The following is an 18,476-nucleotide window of genomic DNA, read 5'->3' as shown; positions in this document are numbered from 1 at the left end:
GCATCAGCCCGCACGATTACGAATACATCGCCGTAATCGACGCGCTACCCAGCGAATGGAAATGCACGTTAAAGCCTACCATCGCGCCGCTCGCCCCTTCGTCGACCTCAATCTTGTCCACATCCAGCGCGTGCACGGTGAAGATATAGCGGTGCGTTTCCCCTTTTGGCGGCGCCGCGCCGCCGTAGCCCGCTTTGCCAAAGTCAGTGCGCGTCTGAATCGCACCGTCAGGCAGAGCAACCAGATCGGAACCGGAGCCCTGCGGTAATACGCGCGTGTCGGCGGGCAGGTTTGCCACGATCCAGTGCCACCAGCCCGACCCGGTTGGCGCATCCGGATCGTAGCAGGTCACAACAAAACTTTTGGTTCCCGCTGGCACATCGTCCCACGCCAGATGGGGAGAGATATTATCCCCCTGATAACCCATCCCGTTAAACACGTGACGTTCCGGCAGCTTTTCGCCGTCGCGCAAATCTTTACTGATGATTTTCATCCGATTTCCCTCGTTACTCACTCATTCAGAAAGTGTAACGCATGGGGTTAAATCGCGAAATGCGCTGAAGTGTTAACGGCTTCAACCACTGCCCCGGTCAGCTTGCGGAGCTGATCCGCAGAAATGCTGTACGGCGGCATGAGGTAAATCAGCTTACCGAAAGGTCGCACCCACACGCCCTGGTCAACGAAGAAGCGCTGCAACGCGGCCATGTTCACCGGATGCGTTGTCTCGATTACCCCGATGGCGCCCAGTACGCGGACGTCCGCGACGTATTCCGCTTCCGCCGCCGCGCTTAACTGCTGCTTCAGCTGCGCCTCAATCGCCGCCACCTGCGTCTGCCACGCGCCGCTCTCCAGAATGGCGAGGCTTTCGCTTGCCACGGCGCAGGCCAGCGGGTTGCCCATAAACGTCGGGCCGTGCATAAAGCAGCCCGCGTCGCCGTCGCTGATGGTGTCGGCAACCTGGCGCGTGGTAAGCGTGGCGGAGAGCGTCATGGTGCCGCCGGTGAGCGCTTTCCCCAGGCACAGAATATCCGGCGCGATCCCCGCATGCTCGCAGGCAAACAGCTTCCCGGTACGGCCAAAGCCGGTGGCGATCTCATCGGCAATCAGCAAAATTCCTTCGCGGTCGCACATCTTCCGAATGCGCTTCAGCCACTCGGGGTGATAGATCCGCATTCCGCCCGCGCCCTGCACAATCGGTTCGAGAATAACGGCGGCAATCTCGTGGCGATGGGCCGCCATCAGCCGCGCGAAGCCCACCATGTCCATCTCGTCCCATTCGCCGTCGAAGCGGCTCTGCGGGGCTGGCGCAAACAGGTTTTCCGGCAGGTAGCCTTTCCACAGGCTGTGCATGGAGTTGTCCGGATCGCACACCGACATCGCCCCGAAGGTGTCGCCGTGATAGCCGTTGCGGAAGGTGAGGAACCGCTGGCGCGTTTCGCCCTTCGCATGCCAGTACTGCAACGCCATTTTCATCGCCACTTCCACGGCCACCGAGCCGGAGTCGGCCAGGAAAACACACTCCAGCGATTCAGGCGTCATCGCTACCAGGCGACGGCATAAATCCACCGCGGGCTGATGTGTGATCCCGCCAAACATCACGTGTGACATCTGGTCAATCTGCGCTTTCATCGCCGCGTTCAGACGCGGGTGGTTGTAGCCATGGATCGCCGCCCACCAGGAGGACATCCCGTCAACAAGCCGCTCGCCGCTGGCGAGATGCAGCTCGCAGCCGTGGGCAGAGGCTACCGGATAGACGGGAAGGGGGCGGGTCGTGGAGGTGTAAGGGTGCCAGATATGCTGCTTGTCGAAGGCGAGATCGTCCTGGGTCATAATCGACTTGTAAACCATTTTGAAAAGTTTTAGGTTTACAAGTATAAACCGAACCGACAATTAACAAAACCCTTTGGAGAAGCCCGATGGCTCACCACGCACGCTGGACGATGTCGCAAGTCACTGAATTATTCAATAAACCTTTCCTGGAGCTGATGTTTGAGGCGCAACAGGTGCACCGCCAGCACTTCGATCCGCGTCATGTTCAGGTCAGCACGCTGCTGTCGATCAAAACCGGGGCTTGCCCGGAAGACTGCAAATATTGCCCGCAAAGCGCGCGCTATAAAACCGGTCTCGAATCCGAGCGCCTGATGGAAGTCGAGCAAGTGCTCGACTCCGCGCGCAAGGCCAAAAACGCTGGCTCGACCCGCTTCTGCATGGGTGCGGCGTGGAAAAACCCGCATGACCGCGACATGCCCTATCTGGAGCAGATGGTGAAGGGGGTGAAGGAGATGGGGCTTGAAGCCTGCATGACCCTGGGCACGCTGAACGAGGAGCAGGCGCAGCGTCTCTCGGCGGCGGGGCTGGATTACTACAACCACAACCTCGATACCTCGCCGGAGTTCTACGGCAACATCATCACCACGCGCACCTATCAGGAGCGTCTGGACACGCTTGATAAAGTGCGTGATGCGGGGATCAAGGTCTGTTCCGGCGGGATCGTGGGACTGGGCGAGACGGTAAAAGATCGTGCCGGCCTGCTGTTACAGCTGGCAAACCTGCCGATCCCGCCGGAAAGCGTGCCCATCAACATGCTGGTGAAGGTAAAAGGCACGCCGCTGGCGGATAACGAGGACGTGGATGCCTTCGATTTCATCCGCACCATCGCGGTGGCGCGCATCATGATGCCGACCTCTTACGTTCGCCTCTCTGCCGGTCGCGAGCAGATGAGCGAGCAGACCCAGGCGATGTGCTTCATGGCCGGGGCCAACTCCATCTTTTACGGCTGCAAACTGCTGACCACGCCAAACCCGGAAGAGGACAAAGACGTCCAGCTGTTCCGAAAGCTGGGGCTGAACCCACACCAGACCGGGGTACAGGCGGGGGATAACGAGCAACAGCAGCAGCTGGAGCAGCAGATTTTTAACGCCGACACCGACCAGTTCTACAACGCGGCAGCCGTATGACCTGGCAGGCACGTATCAGGACCGCGCTCGACGAGCGGCGGGCGGCGGATGCGTTTCGGGTGCGCAGGGTAGTGGAAAACGGTGCAGGCCGTTTTCTCACCCGGGAAGGAGAGCGGTTCTGTAATTTCTCCAGCAACGATTATCTGGGACTGAGCCAGCACCCGCAGATCGTTCGCGCCTGGCAGCAGGGCGCGGATCGTTACGGCGTGGGCAGCGGTGGCTCCGGGCACGTCAGCGGCTACACCACGGCGCATCAGGCGCTGGAGGAAGAGCTGGCCGACTGGCTGGGCTACCCGCGGGCGCTGCTGTTTATCTCCGGTTTTGCCGCGAATCAGGCGGTGATTGCCGCCCTGATGGGCAAAGACGACCGCATCATCGCGGACCGCCTGAGCCACGCGTCTCTGCTTGAAGCGGCCAGTCTCAGCCCGGCGCAGCTGCGGCGTTTTGCCCATAACGATGCCTCTCAGTTGAACGTCCTGCTGGGTAAACCCTGTTCAGGGCTTCAGCTGGCGGTGACGGAAGGGGTATTCAGCATGGACGGCGACAGCGCGCCCCTTGCCACCTTGCATGACGTCGCAAAACAGCAGAACGCCTGGCTGCTGGTCGACGATGCCCACGGCATTGGCGTCACCGGCGAGGAGGGGCGCGGAAGCGCGCACCAGCAACGCGTCAGGCCGGAACTGCTGGTGGTCACCTTCGGCAAAGGCTTCGGCGTCAGCGGCGCCGCGGTGTTGTGCAGCGAGCCGGTGGCCGATTACCTGGTGCAGTTCGCCCGGCACCTGATCTACAGCACCAGCATGCCCCCGGCGCAGGCCGTGGCGCTCTCTGCGTCGCTTGCGGTGATCCGCGGCGAAGACGGCGCTGAACGCCGGGCGCGCCTGGCCGACCATATTCAGCGTTTTCGCCGAGGGATAAGCGAGCTGTCTTACCGGCTTACCGACTCGCACAGCGCCATTCAGCCCGTGATTGTGGGTGAAAACCATCGGGCGCTGATGCTGGCACAGGCGCTACGAGAACGCGGGCAGTGGGTCACGGCGATCCGCCCACCCACCGTGCCACCAGGCACCGCGCGCTTGCGTCTGACGCTCACGGCAGCGCATGAGCCGCAGGATATCGATACGCTTCTGGAGGCACTGTATGTCTCCCGTCAATAAACAGGCCGTTGCCGCCGCGTTTGGCCGGGCAGCGCAAAGCTATTCACGGCACGATGAGCTGCAACGCCTGAGCGCCCGCGGGCTGCTGGCCGCGCTCGGTGACGGGCGTTTTGCGCAGGTGCTCGACGCAGGCTGCGGGCCAGGCGGCAATAGCCGTTACTGGCGCGCAACAGGTAGCCACGTCACGGCGCTGGATTTATCCGCGCAGATGCTGGATGAAGCCCGCCAGCAGCAGTCAGCAGACCGTTATCTGGTGGCCGATATCGAGGCCATCCCGCTGGAGGATGCGCTGTTTGACCTCGTCTGGAGCCATCTGGCGGTGCAGTGGTGCGCCAGCCTGCCGCAGGCCCTACGCGAGTTATACCGCGTGGCGCGGCCCGGCGGAGCGGTGGCCTTTACCACCCTGCTGGAAAGTTCGTTGCCGGAGCTGAATCAGGCGTGGAGGGCAGTGGATGCACAGCCTCATGCCAACCGGTTTCTCTCGCACGAACAGGTCACTCAGGCGCTGGCAGGCTGGCGCTATCGCAGCGTGGTCCAGACCGTCACCCTCGAATTTAGCGATGCGTTAAGCGCCATGCGATCGCTTAAGGGCATAGGCGCGACGCACCTGCACGCCGGACGGGAGAAGAAACCCCTTACCCGCGGCCAACTCCAGCGTCTCGAGCTGACCTGGCCGCAGGAGCGGGGCCGGTTCCCGCTCTCTTATCATCTTTTTCATGGGATTATTGAACGTGACTGAACGTTATTTTGTTACCGGCACGGACACTGAAGTCGGTAAAACGGTTGCCAGCGCCGCGCTGTTGCAGGCGGCGCGTCTGCTGGGGAAAACAACTGCCGGGTATAAGCCCGTAGCCTCCGGCAGCGAGATGACGCCGGAAGGCTTACGCAATACCGATGCGCTGGCGCTACAGCGTAATAGCAGCCTTGCGCTGGCCTATTCTGCGGTGAACCCCTATACCTTTGCTGAACCCACCTCGCCGCACATCGTCAGCGCCGATGAAGATCGTCCGATTGATTTTTCGGTGCTCTCTTCCGGGTTACGCGACCTGGAAACGCAGGCCGACTGGGTGCTGGTGGAGGGGGCTGGCGGCTGGTTTACCCCGCTGTCCGACGAGCAGACATTTGCTGACTGGGTGCAGGCCGAGCAGCTTCCGGTCATTCTGGTGGTCGGCGTGAAGCTTGGCTGTATCAATCACGCCATGCTGACCGCTCAGGCCGTGCAGCAGGCCGGGTTGCGTCTGGCAGGGTGGATTGCCAATGACGTGGTTGCGCCGGGTAAACGTCATGCTGAGTACCTGGCGACGCTGAAGCGGGGGCTGCCTGCGCCGTTTCTCGGCGAGATCCCGTGGCTTGCCGACGGCGCAGAGCAGGCGGAAACCGGACGCTATCTTGACCTTAGCGCCTTATGTCCCGCGCCATCCAGTGCGCAATAAGGTCGTCATCCAGCTCGTTAACGTGGCCCTGTGCCACGTTACGCCCGCGATAGAGCATGCAGAAACGATCCGCTACCCGGCGGATAAACGACAGCTGTTGCTCAGCTAACAGCACCGTCATTCCCAGCTCCCGATTCAGCCGCACCAGCAACTGCCCCAGCCTGCGCGCGAAACCATGCCCTGCGCCATACATGGGCTCATCCAGAATCAACACGCGCGGGCGATTAACCAGCGCACTGGCGAGAGCCAGCTGATACTGGTCGTCGGGGGACAGCGCAGAGGCACGGCTCTGTCGCAGCGGATAGAGCTCCGGAAACAGGGCGTACACGTCATTTTTTGATGTCGGGTCGGATTTCCCCGTCGCCCGCATAGCGATATGCAGATTTTCATCGACGGTCAGCTGGGAAAATATCCGCCGATCCTGCGGGACGTAGCCTATCGTCGGCGGCGCCGGGAATGCTGACGCAGGGTTGAGCAAGTTATGCGGCGGCGCGCCAGCCTCATGCCAGATGATGGTGCCGCTCTCAACGGGCACCTTTCCGGTAATGCAGTTCATGAGCGTGGATTTACCCATGCCAGGCAGGCCAACAATGCCCGTACAGATGCCTTGCGGGAAATCGATATTCACGTTCCATAGCGTATGTTGGCTTCCGTAAAACTGATTTACAGCACGCAGACTCAACATCTTTCTCTCCTTAAAAATGTGTGGGGGTGATGCACAGAGTGATGTCTGCAAAACGCCTGCCAGGAACTTCATAATGATTAAAAAAAGGCCATTTTTAGGAATAACTCACTATCAAAAGCAGTACGTTTATACGAAATGCACATTCCCGGTGCCGCGTATGTCGAATCGTGGTGCAGGAGAAATGACAGAATTGTGATTAAGATCTCGCCAGTTGCTTATGAAAAAATGAACGTTTTCCAGGCAAAAAAGAGTGATAAAAATTTTTTACTGCCGCTTCGTGGGAAAAACCGGGAATTTGCTGAAGTGCATGCTGTACGGGCTGGAGGCAGTTATCCACTATTCCTGTGGATAACCTTGTGCATTAGAGTTAGAAAACACGCGATAAGCGAGAGAATACGCGGGTTACGACCAAATTGATGGGAAACGCGGCTTAATAAATTAGTCTTTATTTTTTAAAGAATTAGATAAAAGCAATTCCCTCAACGCCAGCGACACCTGTTGCCATAAAACTTTCATAACCGCCCTTGACAAATGTTAAAAAAGTAATAGTTCTGGGGATAACCCCCTGAGGCTGGTGTTTTATTTTGTCACAGTCGAAATTTGGCTCGCGAACGCACTAATCCTCTCTGCGCTACGCTAAATATCCTGACACGCTACTGGTTTTTCATCCAGTGTTTTTTACTGGCAATCCTGGCCACAACGAGTAAAATTACTCACCTGCCGCTTATTCTGTCATCAGGTCGTCGCCCATGAGTAAACCGTTTAAACTGAATTCTGCTTTCCGTCCTTCCGGGGATCAGCCCGAGGCTATTCGTCGCCTGGAAGAGGGGCTGGAGGACGGGCTGGCGCACCAGACCCTGCTGGGGGTTACCGGTTCGGGCAAAACCTTTACCATTGCCAACGTCATTGCCGATCTCCAGCGTCCGACGATGGTCCTCGCGCCGAACAAAACGCTGGCGGCGCAGCTGTATGGTGAGATGAAAGAGTTCTTCCCGGAAAACGCGGTGGAGTATTTCGTCTCCTACTACGACTACTACCAGCCGGAAGCCTACGTTCCCAGCTCCGACACGTTTATCGAGAAAGATGCCTCGGTGAACGAACATATCGAGCAGATGCGTTTGTCGGCGACCAAGGCGCTGCTGGAGCGTCGTGATGTGGTGGTGGTGGCCTCGGTGTCGGCGATCTACGGCCTGGGCGATCCGGATCTTTATCTCAAGATGATGCTGCACCTGACGCAGGGGATGATCATCGATCAGCGGGCGATTTTGCGCCGTCTGGCGGAGTTGCAGTACACCCGTAACGATCAGGCGTTCCAGCGCGGGACCTTCCGCGTGCGCGGCGAGGTGATTGATATCTTCCCGGCGGAATCGGACGACATGGCGCTGCGCGTGGAGCTGTTCGACGAAGAGGTTGAACGCCTGTCGCTGTTCGATCCGTTGACCGGTCACGTCGAGTCGGTGATCCAGCGCTTCACCATCTACCCGAAAACGCACTACGTGACGCCACGCGAGCGTATCGTGCAGGCGATGGAAGAGATCAAAATTGAGCTGGCGGACCGCCGCAAGGTGCTGCTGGCGAACAATAAGCTGCTGGAAGAGCAACGCCTGAGCCAGCGTACCCAGTTCGATCTGGAGATGATGAACGAGCTGGGCTACTGCTCCGGCATCGAAAACTACTCGCGCTACCTCTCCGGGCGCGGGCCGGGCGAAGCGCCGCCGACGCTGTTTGACTACCTTCCGGCGGACGGCCTGCTGGTGATCGACGAATCCCACGTTACGATCCCCCAGATAGGCGGGATGTACCGCGGTGACCGCGCGCGTAAAGAGACGCTGGTGGAGTACGGGTTCCGACTGCCGTCAGCGCTGGACAACCGTCCGATGAAGTTTGAAGAATTTGAGGCGCTTGCTCCGCAGACCATCTACGTATCGGCGACGCCGGGCAACTACGAGCTGGAAAAATCCGGTGATGACGTGGTGGACCAGGTGGTGCGTCCGACCGGGCTGCTGGATCCGATTATCGAGGTGCGTCCGGTGGCGACGCAGGTGGACGATCTGCTCTCGGAAATACGTGCCCGTTCCGCCATCAACGAGCGCGTGCTGGTTACCACGCTCACCAAACGTATGGCGGAAGATTTGACGGAGTATCTGGAAGAACACGGTGAGAAGGTGCGGTATCTGCACTCGGATATCGATACCGTGGAGCGTATGGAGATCATCCGCGATCTGCGTCTGGGTGAGTTCGACGTGCTGGTAGGGATTAACCTTCTGCGAGAAGGGCTGGATATGCCTGAGGTGTCGCTGGTGGCGATTCTGGACGCGGACAAAGAGGGCTTCCTGCGTTCCGAGCGCTCGCTGATCCAGACCATTGGCCGCGCCGCGCGTAACGTCAACGGGAAGGCGATCCTGTACGGGGATAAAATCACCCCGTCGATGGCCAAAGCGATTGGCGAAACGGAACGTCGTCGCGAGAAGCAGCAGCGCTATAACGAAGAGCACGGCATCACGCCGCAGGGGCTGAACAAGAAGGTGGTGGATATCCTGGCGCTGGGTCAGAACATTGCGAAGACCAAAGCGAAAGGCCGCGGCAAGGCCCGTTCAGTGGTGGAAGAGGATACCGTCGCGCTGACGCCGAAAGCGTTGCAGCAGAAGATCCACGAGCTGGAAGGGCAGATGATGCAGCATGCGCAGAACCTGGAGTTCGAAGAGGCTGCGCAAATCCGCGATCAGCTGCATCAGCTGCGGGATCTGTTTATTGCGGCATCGTGAATTTTTTGCCCGGTGGCGTTTTCTCCCTCTCCCTGTGGGAGAGGGCCGGGGTGAGGGCATCAGGCCGCACAAAACGAACCTAACCTAATGCCTGAATCGCCTTCTCCAGCGCCTCGCGTAGCAGATGGCGGTCGTGGCGATATTTAATATCGCTGGCTTCCAGCGGCTCCTGTACCACCACGCGATCGCCAATCCCTGATACATCCACTTTCGGTCCGACCACGACACCATCGATAATTTTCTTACCAACGTACTGTTCCATCAGGTCCAGCTTATCCGCCAGCGACAGGCTTGCCGCCGCCGGGCTGAGTTCGCGGCCTAAATTACCGATATAGACCATGGGCGCAGGCGTTCTGCGCAGCGCCTGCGCCAGCTCTTTCACCAGCAGGATCGGCATCAGGCTGGTGTAAAAACTTCCCGGCCCAATCAGGATCAGATCGGCCTCGCCAATCGCTTCTACCGCTTCACGCGTTGCGGGTACGCTGGGGTAGGTCATCAGCTCTTTTGGCGGCAGAAGAAGCTGGTCGATATTCACTTCACCATACACTTCGTGATCGTCAGCATCGATCGCCATCAAATCTACCGGCTGTTCGGACATTGGGATCAGGAACGCATCCACTTTTAGCAGGTTACGAATTAAATTGATCGCTTCCAGAGGGCGCACGCTCAGGTGATCCAGCGCCTTTAACATCAGATTTCCAAGGTTATGGCCTGAAAGTTCGCCATTCCCGCCAAAACGGTACTCAAACATCGCCGAGGCCACGCTTGGCTCAGTGATGAGCTGGTTGAGGCAGTTGCGCATGTCGCCCCAGGCTATCCCGCCTTCAGCACGTCGGATCCGCCCGGTTGAGCCGCCGTTGTCCGTTGTTGTCACGATGCCCGTCAGGCGTGAGCCCAGTGACGATAACGACGACATAACCCGTCCCAGCCCGTGACCTCCGCCAAGAGCGACCACGCGGTCCAGATCCGCAAAAGTGCGATTGCGCATACCTATTCCTTATCCTGTTAAGCTTGCGTCACAGTAACGCAACTACTCCTAAAAGACGATGCCTCTCACAATCCATAATGACGTATATCAATGCGAAAGCGCTGTTTTTGCGTATTCTGTAGTGAAAATGCACGATAACATCGTTATGTATAAATTTATATAGCGAAAAGCGACAATGGCGAAGTGGCGATTTCCACGCTACTATCGCCATAACCACGTTTTCAAAACTGAAAACATACACTCTAGCCCTGGCGCCTGTGTCGAGAGATATGGCGCCCTGGCCGTGGCGGATTTGCCACCAGGGTACAGAAAGAAATGACTGTGCCTCCCGATCTGGAAAGGTGTACATGGCTTCACAACTTACTGATGCTTTCGCGCGTAAGTTTTACTACTTGCGTCTGTCGATTACCGATGTGTGCAACTTCCGTTGCACCTACTGCCTGCCCGATGGCTACAAGCCGGGCAGCGTCACCAATAATGGCTTTCTCTCCGTGGATGAAGTACGCCGCGTTACGCGTGCGTTCTCGGAACTCGGCACGGAAAAAGTGCGTCTTACCGGGGGAGAGCCCTCCCTGCGTCGTGATTTCCCTGACATTATTGCCGCCGTGCGTGAAAACGAACGTATCCGCCAGATCGCGGTGACCACCAACGGTTACCGCATGGCGCGTGACGTGGCGAACTGGCGCGATGCGGGGCTGACGGCGATCAACGTCAGCGTGGACAGCCTTGATGCCCGGCAGTTTCACGCCATTACCGGTCAGGACAAGTTCCGCCAGGTGATGGACGGCATCGATGCGGCGTTTACCGCCGGGTTCGAAAAAGTCAAAGTCAACACGGTGCTGATGCGCGACGTAAACCACCATCAGCTGGACACCTTCCTGGCGTGGATTAAATCCCGTCCCATTCAACTGCGTTTTATCGAGCTGATGGAAACGGGCGAGGGCAGCGAGCTGTTCCGCCGTCACCATATTTCCGGCATGGTGTTGCGCGACGAACTGCTGAAACGCGGCTGGATCCACCAGATCCGTCAGCGCAGCGATGGCCCGGCGCAGGTCTTTTGTCATCCGGATTATGAAGGCGAAATCGGCCTGATCATGCCCTATGAAAAAGACTTCTGTGCCAGCTGCAACCGCCTGCGCGTCTCCTCCGTCGGCAAGCTCCATCTTTGCCTGTTCGGGGATGGCGGCGTCGATCTACGCGATTTGCTGGAAGATGACGCCCAGCAGGACGCGCTTGAAGCACGTATTTCCGAGGCGCTGACGCACAAAAAGCAGACCCATTTCCTGCATCAGGGCAACACCGGCATTACTCAGAACCTGTCCTATATCGGCGGGTAATCAGGCTTTAGAAGGAACCAGAAGATGAGTCAAGTAAGCGCGGAATTTATCCCGACACGCATTGCTATTCTTACCGTTTCCGAACGTCGTGGTGAAGAGGATGATACCTCCGGCCACTGGCTGCGCGAGGCGGCACACGAAGCCGGACACCAGATTGTTGATAAAGCGATCGTCAAAGAAAACCGTTACGCCATTCGCGCTCAGGTCTCACAGTGGATTGCGAACGATGACGTCCAGGTGGTGCTGATCACTGGCGGCACCGGCTTTACCGCAGGCGACCAGGCGCCGGAAGCGCTGCTCCCGCTGTTCGATCGCGAAGTGGAAGGCTTCGGCGAAGTGTTCCGCATGCTCTCGTTTGAAGAGATTGGTACCTCTACGCTTCAGTCCCGTGCTGTCGCGGGGGTGGCGAACAAGACGCTGATCTTCGCCATGCCGGGGTCGACCAAAGCCTGCCGCACCGCGTGGGAAAACATTATTGCCCCGCAGCTGGATGCTCGTACCCGTCCGTGTAATTTCCATCCCCATTTAAAGAAATAAGCTATGTCACAACTGACCCACATAAACGCCGCTGGCGAAGCGCATATGGTGGATGTCTCCGCCAAAGCCGAAACGGTGCGCGAGGCGCGTGCTGAAGCGTTCATCACCATGCTGCCGGAGACGCTGGCGATGATTATCGACGGCAGCCATCACAAGGGTGATGTGTTTGCCACCGCCCGTATCGCTGGTATTCAGGCCGCTAAACGTACCTGGGACCTCATTCCGCTCTGCCATCCGCTGATGCTCAGCAAAGTGGAGGTAAATTTGCAGGCGCAGCCGGCGCATAATCGCGTGCGTATCGAGTCCTTGTGCCGCTTAACCGGGAAAACCGGCGTGGAGATGGAGGCGTTGACGGCGGCCTCCGTGGCGGCGCTGACCATTTACGACATGTGTAAAGCGGTGCAGAAAGATATGGTGATTGGCCCGGTGCGTCTGTTGGCAAAAAGCGGCGGCAAATCCGGCGATTTTAAGGTAGAAAGCCATGATTAAGGTGCTTTTTTTTGCCCAGGTCCGTGAGCTGGTCAATACCGACAGCCTGACGCTGGACGGCTCTTTCGAAAACGTCGCCGCCCTGCGCGCGCATCTGGCGGCGCAAGGCGACCGTTGGGCGCTGGCGCTGGATGAAGGCAAACTGCTGGCCGCCGTGAATCAGACGCTGGTGGAGTTGACCCACCCGCTGGCCGATGGGGACGAAGTGGCCTTCTTCCCGCCGGTAACAGGGGGTTAAGATGACGGAAACCCGAATTCTGGTCGGCCCTGAGCGCTTTAGCGTCGGTACCGAATACAGCTGGCTGGCAGAGCGCGATGAAGACGGCGCGGTCGTGACGTTTACCGGAAAAGTGCGTAACCACAACCTCGGCGACAGCGTAAAAGCGCTGACGCTGGAGCACTATCCGGGGATGACCGAAAAATCACTGGCGGCCATTGTCGAAGAGGCGCGAGGCCGCTGGCCGCTGGGACGCGTTACGGTTATCCATCGCATCGGCGAAATGTGGCCCGGCGAAGAGATTGTGTTTGTCGGCGTCACCAGCGCCCATCGCGGGAGTGCGTTTGCGGCGGGGGAGTTCATCATGGATTATCTTAAAACCAAAGCGCCGTTCTGGAAACGTGAAGCGACGCCGGAAGGTGAGCGCTGGGTGGAATCACGCGACAGCGATAAGCATGCCGCCAGCCGTTGGTAACAGGTTTACGTGGATGTGTTAGTCTTAACATGTGTGTTTACTTAATCAGGAGTGAATCATGGACCGATTTCCGCGTTCCGATTCGATAGTTCAGCAGACCCGTAGCGGGCTGCAAACCTACATGGCTCAGGTATATGGCTGGATGACGGTTGGCCTGCTGCTTACCGCGTTTATCGCGTGGTATGCGGCAAACACGCCTGAACTGATGATGTTTATCTTCTCCAGCAAAATCACCTTCTTTGGGCTGATTATTGCGCAACTGGCGCTGGTATTTGTGCTCTCCGGGCTGGTGCACAAGCTCAGCTCGGGTATGGCGACCACGCTGTTTATGCTCTATTCGGCGCTGACCGGGCTGACGCTTTCCAGTATTTTCATCGTTTACACCTACTCCTCCATCGCCAGCACCTTTGTGGTGACCGGCGGGATGTTCGGTGTGATGAGCCTGTACGGCTACACCACCAAACGTGACCTGAGCGGCTTCGGCAACATGCTGTTTATGGGGCTGATTGGGATTGTGCTGGCGTCGCTGGTGAACCTGTGGCTGAAGAGTGACGCGCTGATGTGGGCGGTGACCTATATCGGGGTGGTGATCTTCGTGGGCTTAACCGCCTACGACACCCAGAAGCTGAAAAACATCGGTGAGCAAATTGATGTTCGTGACAGTTCAAACCTGCGCAAATACTCGATTCTGGGCGCGTTGACGCTTTATCTGGACTTCATCAACCTGTTCCTGATGCTGCTGCGTATCTTCGGCAACCGTCGTTAGTGAGGGTGGCGCTGTCTGATGCCCTCACCCTGACCCTCTCCCACAGGGAGAGGGAACAAACCCTAAAAACGGCAACGAAGTTGCCGTTTTGCTTTTATTTTGCCATCGCCTTCTCGTTCTTCGCGCGCAGCTTCTTCGCCCGACTCTCCAGCACCAGATAACAGACCGTTGCCAGCGCCAGCGGCAGGAAGTAGTAGATCATGCGGTACGCGAGCAGGGCGGCGATAATCGTCCCGTGAGACACATGCTCCCCCGCAAGCAGCGCGATAAACACCGCTTCCAGTACGCCAATACCCGCCGGAATATGCACAATCACCCCGGCAATACTGCTTACCAGCAACACGCCCAGCACGAAGAAGTAATTCACATCTTCGCCAATTAACAGCCAGATAATGGCCCCCATCGCCATCCAGTTGGCGCTGGAAACCACCATTTGCAGGACGGCAAACTTCCATGACGGCAGCACCAGCTTCTGGCCTTTAATGGTCATGTGACGACGTTTGGCAAAGGCGCAGGCCCACAGGTAGGCCGCGATGATCAGCAGCAGTACGATGCCCAGAATGCGCAGAGTGGCCTCATCGATGTACCAGTGCGCAGGCAGCTGCACCACGCCGATGGTGAAAATCACCCCGCCCAGCAGAATATACCCCAGCCAGTTGGTGGTTATGCTTAAGGAGAAAATACGCGTAATGGTGCCACCCGGTAAGCCAAGGCGGGAGTACAGGCGATAGCGCATACCAATCCCGCCCACCCAGGTGCTCAGCGTCAGGTTAAAGGCGTAGCAGATGAATGACACCAGCATAACCTGCCGTTTGGCAAGCTTATGCCCGCAGTAGGCGCGTCCCAACAGGTCATAGCAGCCGTACATCAGGTAGCTCACAATCACCAGCCCAACGGCACCCAGCAGGACTGTCCGGTTGTAGTTGCGAATAACTTTCCACACCTCTTCCCAGTCCACCTTCTGGGCATACACCACCAGCAGGACCGCGACGGCAATAAAGAACAGCCAGGTCAGGATTTTTTTCGCCAGCCGCCAGCGAGGATGAGATTTCGACATCAGGTTTTCCCTCCATCTTCCGCCTCTACGCGGTCCTGGGTTTCCATTTCGGGTTGCACAGGCGGATCCACCAGCGCCAGTTTCGGCGTATGCGCGGGCAGCCAGCCCACCATGGCCGGGAAGTGGCGCAGGAAGTGGAACACCACCACGCCGATGCCCACGTTCCACCAGCTCCGTTTCGGCACCATGGACTCATCCACACGCACGCAGTCTTTATTAATAAGACCCTGAAGGTTATCGCGCAGGGTGTGATTAAACTGGCGATCGTGGATGATGAGGTTCGCTTCCAGATTCAGCGATAAGCTCAGCGGATCAAGGTTGCTGGAGCCGACGGTCGCCCAGTGGTCATCCATCACGGCGACTTTGCCGTGCAGCGGGCGGCGGCGATATTCATAGATCTGCACGCCGCTTTTGACCAGATAGCGATAGAGCAGACGCGCGCCCACCTTCACAATCGGCATATCGGGCTCACCCTGCACGATAAGCTTCACGCTCACGCCGCGTCGGGCCGCGTTGCGCATGGCATGCAAAATCCGGTAACCGGGGAAGAAATAGGCGTTGGCGATAATCACCTCGCGCTTCGCGTTCGCCAGCATCTTCAGGTAATGACGCTCGATATCGTCCCGATGCTCCTCGTTATCACGCCAGACGAACAGGGCCTGCGCCTCGCCGGGCTTGCGGTTCTCCTCCGGGCGGTGACGGCGTCGCCACCAGCGGCGGACGGCCTCCTTGCCGGGTAAGTTTTCCAGCACGAACAGCTGGATGTCCTGCACTACCGGCCCTTCGATACGGATCGCGTAGTCCTGTTTCGCTTCGGGACCGTAATCCGACATATGCTCGGCGGAGTAGTTAATGCCGCCCACGAAGGCCACCGTTTCATCCACCACCACAATTTTGCGGTGCATACGGCGGAACAGGTTGGTGCGCATGCCGAACAGACGCGGGCCGGGATCGTAATAGCGGAACACCACCCCTGCGGCGGTGAGCTCGTTAACAAATTCGTCGCTGAGATCCGGCGAACCATATCCGTCGAGCAGGACCTCGATTTTTATACCGCGACGAGCGGCATGCAGCAGTGCGCTATGCAACTGCCTGCCCACGTCATCTTCAAACCAGATAAACGTTTCCAGAAAGACTTTCTGCTGTGCGTGGCTAATCGCCTCAAAAACCGCCGGATAATAGTTATCGCCATTTTCCAGCAGCGTAATACGGTTACCTTCCTGCCATGTGCATTTCATAAGTGGATCTCCGCGCTGAGTGGGGCATGGTCGGAGAGATGTCGCCAGTTGAGCAAGGCCAGCGCCGTCGGGCTACTGGCGTGGGCATTTTTTACGTAGATGCGGTCAAGGCGCAGCAGGGGGAAGCGCACCGGAAACGTTCGCGCGGGACGACCGCGTGCGCGGGTAAAAATCTCCTCCAGCCCCGCATTCACCTTCAGCGGATGGTTGGCACGCTGTCGCCAGTCGTTGAAATCACCGGCCACCACCACGGGCTCGCCCTCCGGCAGCGCATTTGTCCAGTCTGCCAGCATCTGTAGCTGGGCCTGACGGTGGGCTTCACGCAGGCCAAGATGAACACAGCCTACATGAATGGGAAAATCGAGCTCTGGGGGGGTGATACGACAGTATAACAGCCCGCGTTTTTCACTCTCGCCAACGGAGACGTCCCGGTTCTCATAATGCTCGATAGGAAAACGCGACAGCACCGCGTTACCGTGATGCCCCTCCGGGTAGACCGCATTGCGCCCGTAGGCGTAATCGCTCCACATGGTATCCGCCAGAAACTCGTAGTGGGGCGTGTCGGGCCAGTTTTCGAAATGCATCGGGTGCACTTCATGCGCGCCCATGACCTCCTGGAGGCAGACAATATCGGCGCTGACGGTGCGCACCGCGTCGCGCAGCTCCGGTAAAATGAAGCGGCGGTTAAATGCTGTGAAGCCCTTATGAATGTTAATCGTCAGCACCTTAAGCGAGAAATGCTGCGTTTTTTTGCTCATAAACACCTTCCTGGGTGACTATCCCGATGAAAATAAAGTGTAGTAGGCGTCACAAAAAGATGCGGCGTTACGGAATTTTCCGTAAAGTGCGGTAGTCTGAATTAGCAGAGAAAAATCCTTCAGGAGAGAAGCCATGAAGTGGCAACAACGCGTTCGTGTCGCAACCGGTTTGAGTTGCTGGCAGATAATGTTGCATTTACTGGTCGTGGCCGTACTGGTGATGGGCTGGATGAGCGGCACGCTGGTGCGTGTTGGCTTAGGGTTATGCGTGGTTTACGGCGTGACCGTGCTGTCGATGCTGTTTTTACAGCGTCATCACGACGCGCGCTGGCGCGAAGTGGGAGATGTGCTCGAAGAGCTCACCACCACCTGGTATTTTGGTGCGGCAATGATCGTCCTGTGGCTGTTGTCACGCGTGCTGCAAAACAACCTGCTGCTGGCCCTGGCGGGTCTGGCTATCCTCGCAGGACCCGCGGTGGTGTCGTTGCTCACCAAAGAGAAAAAGCTACGCGATGTTTCGTCTAAACATCGCATAGGCCACTGAGCCCGTAGTGGCCGCGATGACCAGTAGCGGCCACAAACTTCCCCACACAATATCCAGACTCGCATCTTTCAGATAGATCTGCTTGGTGATATCCGTGAAGTGACGAATCGGGTTTATCCACGTCAAATCCTGTAACCACACCGGCATGTTCTCCACTGGCGAAACGTACCCAGAAAGCAAAATCGCCGGCATCATAAAGACAAACACCCCAATAAACGCCTGCTGCTGCGTTGAGCATAGTGCGGAGATCAGCAGCCCAAACCCCACCAGCGACAGCCCGTAAATCACCATCGTGAAGTAAAACAGCGCCAGCGATCCGGCGAACGGGATCTGGTAGGCCCAAATTCCCACCCCCAGCACGATGGTGGCCTGGAACGTCGCGACAATCAGTGCCGGCACCGCTTTGCCGACGAAAATTTGCCAGGTGGCGAGCGGAGAGACCAGCAGCTGATCCAGCGTGCCCTGTTCGCGCTCGCGAGCGACGGAGAGGGAGGTGACGATCATCACCCCGATGGTGGTGATCATGGCGATCAGCGACGGCACCACAAACCACTTGTAGTCCAGATTTGGGTTATACCAGTTGCGCACCACCAGTTCGCTGTTGTTGGGCTTCGGTTTGCCGTCCATCAGCTCCTGCTGGTAATCCTTCACCACCTGCTGGAGGTAGTTGGCTGCGATCTGGGCGCTGTTGGAGTTACGCCCGTCGAGGATCAGCTGCATCGGCGTGGTCTGGAAGGTATCCAGATTGCGGGAGAAATCCGCCGGGAAGCGCACCAGCAGCAGCGCTTTTTGCGTGTCGATGGTGGGCTGAATGTCCTGCGGGCTTTTCAGCAGCAGGATGTGGGTAAAGGCTTTCGCACGCGCAAAGCGCTGCGTCAGCTCGACGGAGTGTTTGCCGTTGTCTTCGTTGTAAATGGCAATGGTGGCGTTGGTCACCTCAAGGGTGGCGGCAAACGGGAACAGTAAAACCTGGATCAGCACCGGCAACACCAGAATGGCGCGGGTTTGCGGCTCGCGCAGCAGGGATTGCAGCTCTTTGCGTATTAACGTCCATAAACGGTGAAACATGCGCGCTC

20 protein-coding genes and 1 riboswitch are annotated in these 18,476 nt (G+C 58.0%); of the genes, 12 read left to right on the top strand and 8 right to left on the bottom strand.

Translation table 11 applies throughout. The features are described from left to right. Window positions 1-16 precede the first annotated feature (16 nt). The gene (locus ACOTX1_RS04810) at window positions 17-493 is read right to left on the bottom strand and encodes a kinase inhibitor (protein WP_003858531.1); all 477 of its coding nucleotides are present in this window, start codon (window positions 491-493) and stop codon (window positions 17-19) included. A gap of 47 nt (window positions 494-540) precedes the next feature. Next, complete coding sequence (gene bioA / locus ACOTX1_RS04805) at window positions 541-1,830, bottom strand: adenosylmethionine--8-amino-7-oxononanoate transaminase (RefSeq protein WP_032628176.1); 1,290 nt, start codon at window positions 1,828-1,830, stop codon at window positions 541-543. Between the two features lie 86 nt (window positions 1,831-1,916). On the opposite strand from bioA, the gene bioB reads away from it, so the two are divergent. From bioB to bioD, 4 genes are read left to right on the top strand one after another with little or no spacing between them, the layout of a single operon-like run. After that, the gene (bioB, locus tag ACOTX1_RS04800) at window positions 1,917-2,957 is read left to right on the top strand and encodes a biotin synthase BioB (protein WP_023315663.1); all 1,041 of its coding nucleotides are present in this window, start codon (window positions 1,917-1,919) and stop codon (window positions 2,955-2,957) included. Next, window positions 2,954-4,111, top strand: a complete 1,158-nt coding sequence (gene bioF / locus ACOTX1_RS04795; RefSeq protein WP_022650640.1) for an 8-amino-7-oxononanoate synthase — start codon at window positions 2,954-2,956, stop codon at window positions 4,109-4,111. Before bioB ends, bioF begins: the two co-directional genes overlap by 4 nt. Continuing rightward, window positions 4,095-4,850 (top strand): malonyl-ACP O-methyltransferase BioC, encoded by a 756-nt coding sequence (gene bioC, locus ACOTX1_RS04790; protein ID WP_023315664.1) that lies wholly within the window; start codon window positions 4,095-4,097, stop codon window positions 4,848-4,850. The genes bioF and bioC overlap by 17 nt, the downstream gene beginning before the upstream one ends. Next, window positions 4,843-5,544: a dethiobiotin synthase gene (gene bioD / locus ACOTX1_RS04785; protein ID WP_003858523.1), complete on the top strand. Its 702-nt coding sequence runs from the start codon at window positions 4,843-4,845 to the stop codon at window positions 5,542-5,544. The genes bioC and bioD overlap by 8 nt, the downstream gene beginning before the upstream one ends. Here bioD and ACOTX1_RS04780 read toward each other — a convergent pair. Beyond that, window positions 5,507-6,229 (bottom strand): ABC transporter ATP-binding protein, encoded by a 723-nt coding sequence (locus ACOTX1_RS04780; protein ID WP_023315665.1) that lies wholly within the window; start codon window positions 6,227-6,229, stop codon window positions 5,507-5,509. The genes bioD and ACOTX1_RS04780 overlap by 38 nt on opposite strands. 749 nt (window positions 6,230-6,978) lie before the next feature. On the opposite strand from ACOTX1_RS04780, the gene uvrB reads away from it, so the two are divergent. Further along, on the top strand, window positions 6,979-8,994 hold the full coding sequence (gene uvrB / locus ACOTX1_RS04775) for an excinuclease ABC subunit UvrB (protein ID WP_003858519.1): 2,016 nt from the start codon (window positions 6,979-6,981) through the stop codon (window positions 8,992-8,994). 79 nt (window positions 8,995-9,073) lie between these two features. Here the strand turns inward: uvrB and yvcK are convergent, their stop codons facing one another. Beyond that, the gene (gene yvcK / locus ACOTX1_RS04770; protein ID WP_023299636.1) at window positions 9,074-9,982 is read right to left on the bottom strand and encodes a uridine diphosphate-N-acetylglucosamine-binding protein YvcK; all 909 of its coding nucleotides are present in this window, start codon (window positions 9,980-9,982) and stop codon (window positions 9,074-9,076) included. Between the two features lie 226 nt (window positions 9,983-10,208). Further along, window positions 10,209-10,342: riboswitch (molybdenum cofactor riboswitch) on the top strand. On the opposite strand from yvcK, the gene moaA reads away from it, so the two are divergent. The 6 genes from moaA (at window position 10,330) to ACOTX1_RS04740 (ending at window position 13,803) form a co-directional block, all read left to right on the top strand. Beyond that, complete coding sequence (moaA, locus tag ACOTX1_RS04765) at window positions 10,330-11,319, top strand: GTP 3',8-cyclase MoaA (RefSeq protein ID WP_023315666.1); 990 nt, start codon at window positions 10,330-10,332, stop codon at window positions 11,317-11,319. (Overlaps the previous riboswitch by 13 nt.) 24 nt (window positions 11,320-11,343) lie before the next feature. Beyond that, window positions 11,344-11,856 (top strand): molybdenum cofactor biosynthesis protein B, encoded by a 513-nt coding sequence (moaB, locus tag ACOTX1_RS04760; protein WP_003858514.1) that lies wholly within the window; start codon window positions 11,344-11,346, stop codon window positions 11,854-11,856. 3 nt (window positions 11,857-11,859) lie between these two features. Then, entirely contained in the window at window positions 11,860-12,345 is a 486-nt protein-coding gene (gene moaC, locus ACOTX1_RS04755) for a cyclic pyranopterin monophosphate synthase MoaC (RefSeq protein ID WP_003858511.1), read from the top strand. Beyond that, window positions 12,338-12,583, top strand: a complete 246-nt coding sequence (gene moaD, locus ACOTX1_RS04750; protein ID WP_003858510.1) for a molybdopterin synthase sulfur carrier subunit — start codon at window positions 12,338-12,340, stop codon at window positions 12,581-12,583. Before moaC ends, moaD begins: the two co-directional genes overlap by 8 nt. 1 nt (window position 12,584) lies before the next feature. Continuing rightward, entirely contained in the window at window positions 12,585-13,037 is a 453-nt protein-coding gene (gene moaE, locus ACOTX1_RS04745; protein WP_003858509.1) for a molybdopterin synthase catalytic subunit MoaE, read from the top strand. Window positions 13,038-13,095: 58 nt separating this feature from the next. Then, the gene (locus tag ACOTX1_RS04740) at window positions 13,096-13,803 is read left to right on the top strand and encodes a Bax inhibitor-1/YccA family protein (RefSeq protein ID WP_003858508.1); all 708 of its coding nucleotides are present in this window, start codon (window positions 13,096-13,098) and stop codon (window positions 13,801-13,803) included. Between the two features lie 94 nt (window positions 13,804-13,897). On the opposite strand, the gene ACOTX1_RS04735 is transcribed toward ACOTX1_RS04740, so the two are convergent. The 3 genes from ACOTX1_RS04735 to ACOTX1_RS04725 are packed head-to-tail and all read right to left on the bottom strand — an operon-like array spanning window position 13,898 to window position 16,856. Then, on the bottom strand, window positions 13,898-14,860 hold the full coding sequence (locus ACOTX1_RS04735) for a lysylphosphatidylglycerol synthase domain-containing protein (RefSeq protein ID WP_003858505.1): 963 nt from the start codon (window positions 14,858-14,860) through the stop codon (window positions 13,898-13,900). Further along, complete coding sequence (gene clsB, locus ACOTX1_RS04730; RefSeq protein ID WP_003858503.1) at window positions 14,860-16,098, bottom strand: cardiolipin synthase ClsB; 1,239 nt, start codon at window positions 16,096-16,098, stop codon at window positions 14,860-14,862. Before clsB ends, ACOTX1_RS04735 begins: the two co-directional genes overlap by 1 nt. Next, complete coding sequence (locus ACOTX1_RS04725) at window positions 16,095-16,856, bottom strand: endonuclease/exonuclease/phosphatase family protein (RefSeq protein WP_023315668.1); 762 nt, start codon at window positions 16,854-16,856, stop codon at window positions 16,095-16,097. Before ACOTX1_RS04725 ends, clsB begins: the two co-directional genes overlap by 4 nt. Window positions 16,857-16,989: 133 nt before the next feature. Here ACOTX1_RS04725 and ACOTX1_RS04720 point away from each other — a divergent pair, with 133 nt between their 5' ends. Further along, window positions 16,990-17,400: a YbhQ family protein gene (locus ACOTX1_RS04720; protein ID WP_003858499.1), complete on the top strand. Its 411-nt coding sequence runs from the start codon at window positions 16,990-16,992 to the stop codon at window positions 17,398-17,400. On the opposite strand, the gene ACOTX1_RS04715 is transcribed toward ACOTX1_RS04720, so the two are convergent. Then, window positions 17,362-18,468: an ABC transporter permease gene (locus tag ACOTX1_RS04715; protein WP_023315669.1), complete on the bottom strand. Its 1,107-nt coding sequence runs from the start codon at window positions 18,466-18,468 to the stop codon at window positions 17,362-17,364. The two genes, ACOTX1_RS04720 and ACOTX1_RS04715, sit on opposite strands and share 39 nt — an antisense overlap. Between the last annotated feature and the right edge of the window lie 8 nt (window positions 18,469-18,476).

It is taken from the genome of Enterobacter cloacae complex sp. IR5401, assembly GCF_049238425.1.
GTDB classification, from domain to species: domain Bacteria; phylum Pseudomonadota; class Gammaproteobacteria; order Enterobacterales; family Enterobacteriaceae; genus Enterobacter; species Enterobacter hormaechei_C.
This window is presented reverse-complemented; position numbering and strand designations above follow the sequence as displayed.

Bases quoted from the DNA above. Each gene is read 5' to 3' on its own strand.
- ACOTX1_RS04715 (WP_023315669.1), bottom strand. From the start codon at position 18,468: ATGTTTCACCGTTTATGGACGTTAATACGCAAAGAGCTGCAATCCCTG.
- clsB (WP_003858503.1), bottom strand. From the start codon at position 16,098: ATGAAATGCACATGGCAGGAAGGTAACCGTATTACGCTGCTGGAAAAT.
- yvcK (WP_023299636.1), bottom strand. From the start codon at position 9,982: ATGCGCAATCGCACTTTTGCGGATCTGGACCGCGTGGTCGCTCTTGGC.
- ACOTX1_RS04740 (WP_003858508.1), top strand. From the start codon at position 13,096: ATGGACCGATTTCCGCGTTCCGATTCGATAGTTCAGCAGACCCGTAGC.
- ACOTX1_RS04780 (WP_023315665.1), bottom strand. From the start codon at position 6,229: ATGTTGAGTCTGCGTGCTGTAAATCAGTTTTACGGAAGCCAACATACG.
- ACOTX1_RS04735 (WP_003858505.1), bottom strand. From the start codon at position 14,860: ATGTCGAAATCTCATCCTCGCTGGCGGCTGGCGAAAAAAATCCTGACC.
- moaD (WP_003858510.1), top strand. From the start codon at position 12,338: ATGATTAAGGTGCTTTTTTTTGCCCAGGTCCGTGAGCTGGTCAATACC.
- bioB (WP_023315663.1), top strand. From the start codon at position 1,917: ATGGCTCACCACGCACGCTGGACGATGTCGCAAGTCACTGAATTATTC.
- moaA (WP_023315666.1), top strand. From the start codon at position 10,330: ATGGCTTCACAACTTACTGATGCTTTCGCGCGTAAGTTTTACTACTTG.
- moaB (WP_003858514.1), top strand. From the start codon at position 11,344: ATGAGTCAAGTAAGCGCGGAATTTATCCCGACACGCATTGCTATTCTT.
- bioA (WP_032628176.1), bottom strand. From the start codon at position 1,830: ATGACCCAGGACGATCTCGCCTTCGACAAGCAGCATATCTGGCACCCT.
- moaE (WP_003858509.1), top strand. From the start codon at position 12,585: ATGACGGAAACCCGAATTCTGGTCGGCCCTGAGCGCTTTAGCGTCGGT.
- ACOTX1_RS04725 (WP_023315668.1), bottom strand. From the start codon at position 16,856: ATGAGCAAAAAAACGCAGCATTTCTCGCTTAAGGTGCTGACGATTAAC.
- bioC (WP_023315664.1), top strand. From the start codon at position 4,095: ATGTCTCCCGTCAATAAACAGGCCGTTGCCGCCGCGTTTGGCCGGGCA.
- ACOTX1_RS04810 (WP_003858531.1), bottom strand. From the start codon at position 493: ATGAAAATCATCAGTAAAGATTTGCGCGACGGCGAAAAGCTGCCGGAA.
- uvrB (WP_003858519.1), top strand. From the start codon at position 6,979: ATGAGTAAACCGTTTAAACTGAATTCTGCTTTCCGTCCTTCCGGGGAT.
- moaC (WP_003858511.1), top strand. From the start codon at position 11,860: ATGTCACAACTGACCCACATAAACGCCGCTGGCGAAGCGCATATGGTG.
- ACOTX1_RS04720 (WP_003858499.1), top strand. From the start codon at position 16,990: ATGAAGTGGCAACAACGCGTTCGTGTCGCAACCGGTTTGAGTTGCTGG.
- bioF (WP_022650640.1), top strand. From the start codon at position 2,954: ATGACCTGGCAGGCACGTATCAGGACCGCGCTCGACGAGCGGCGGGCG.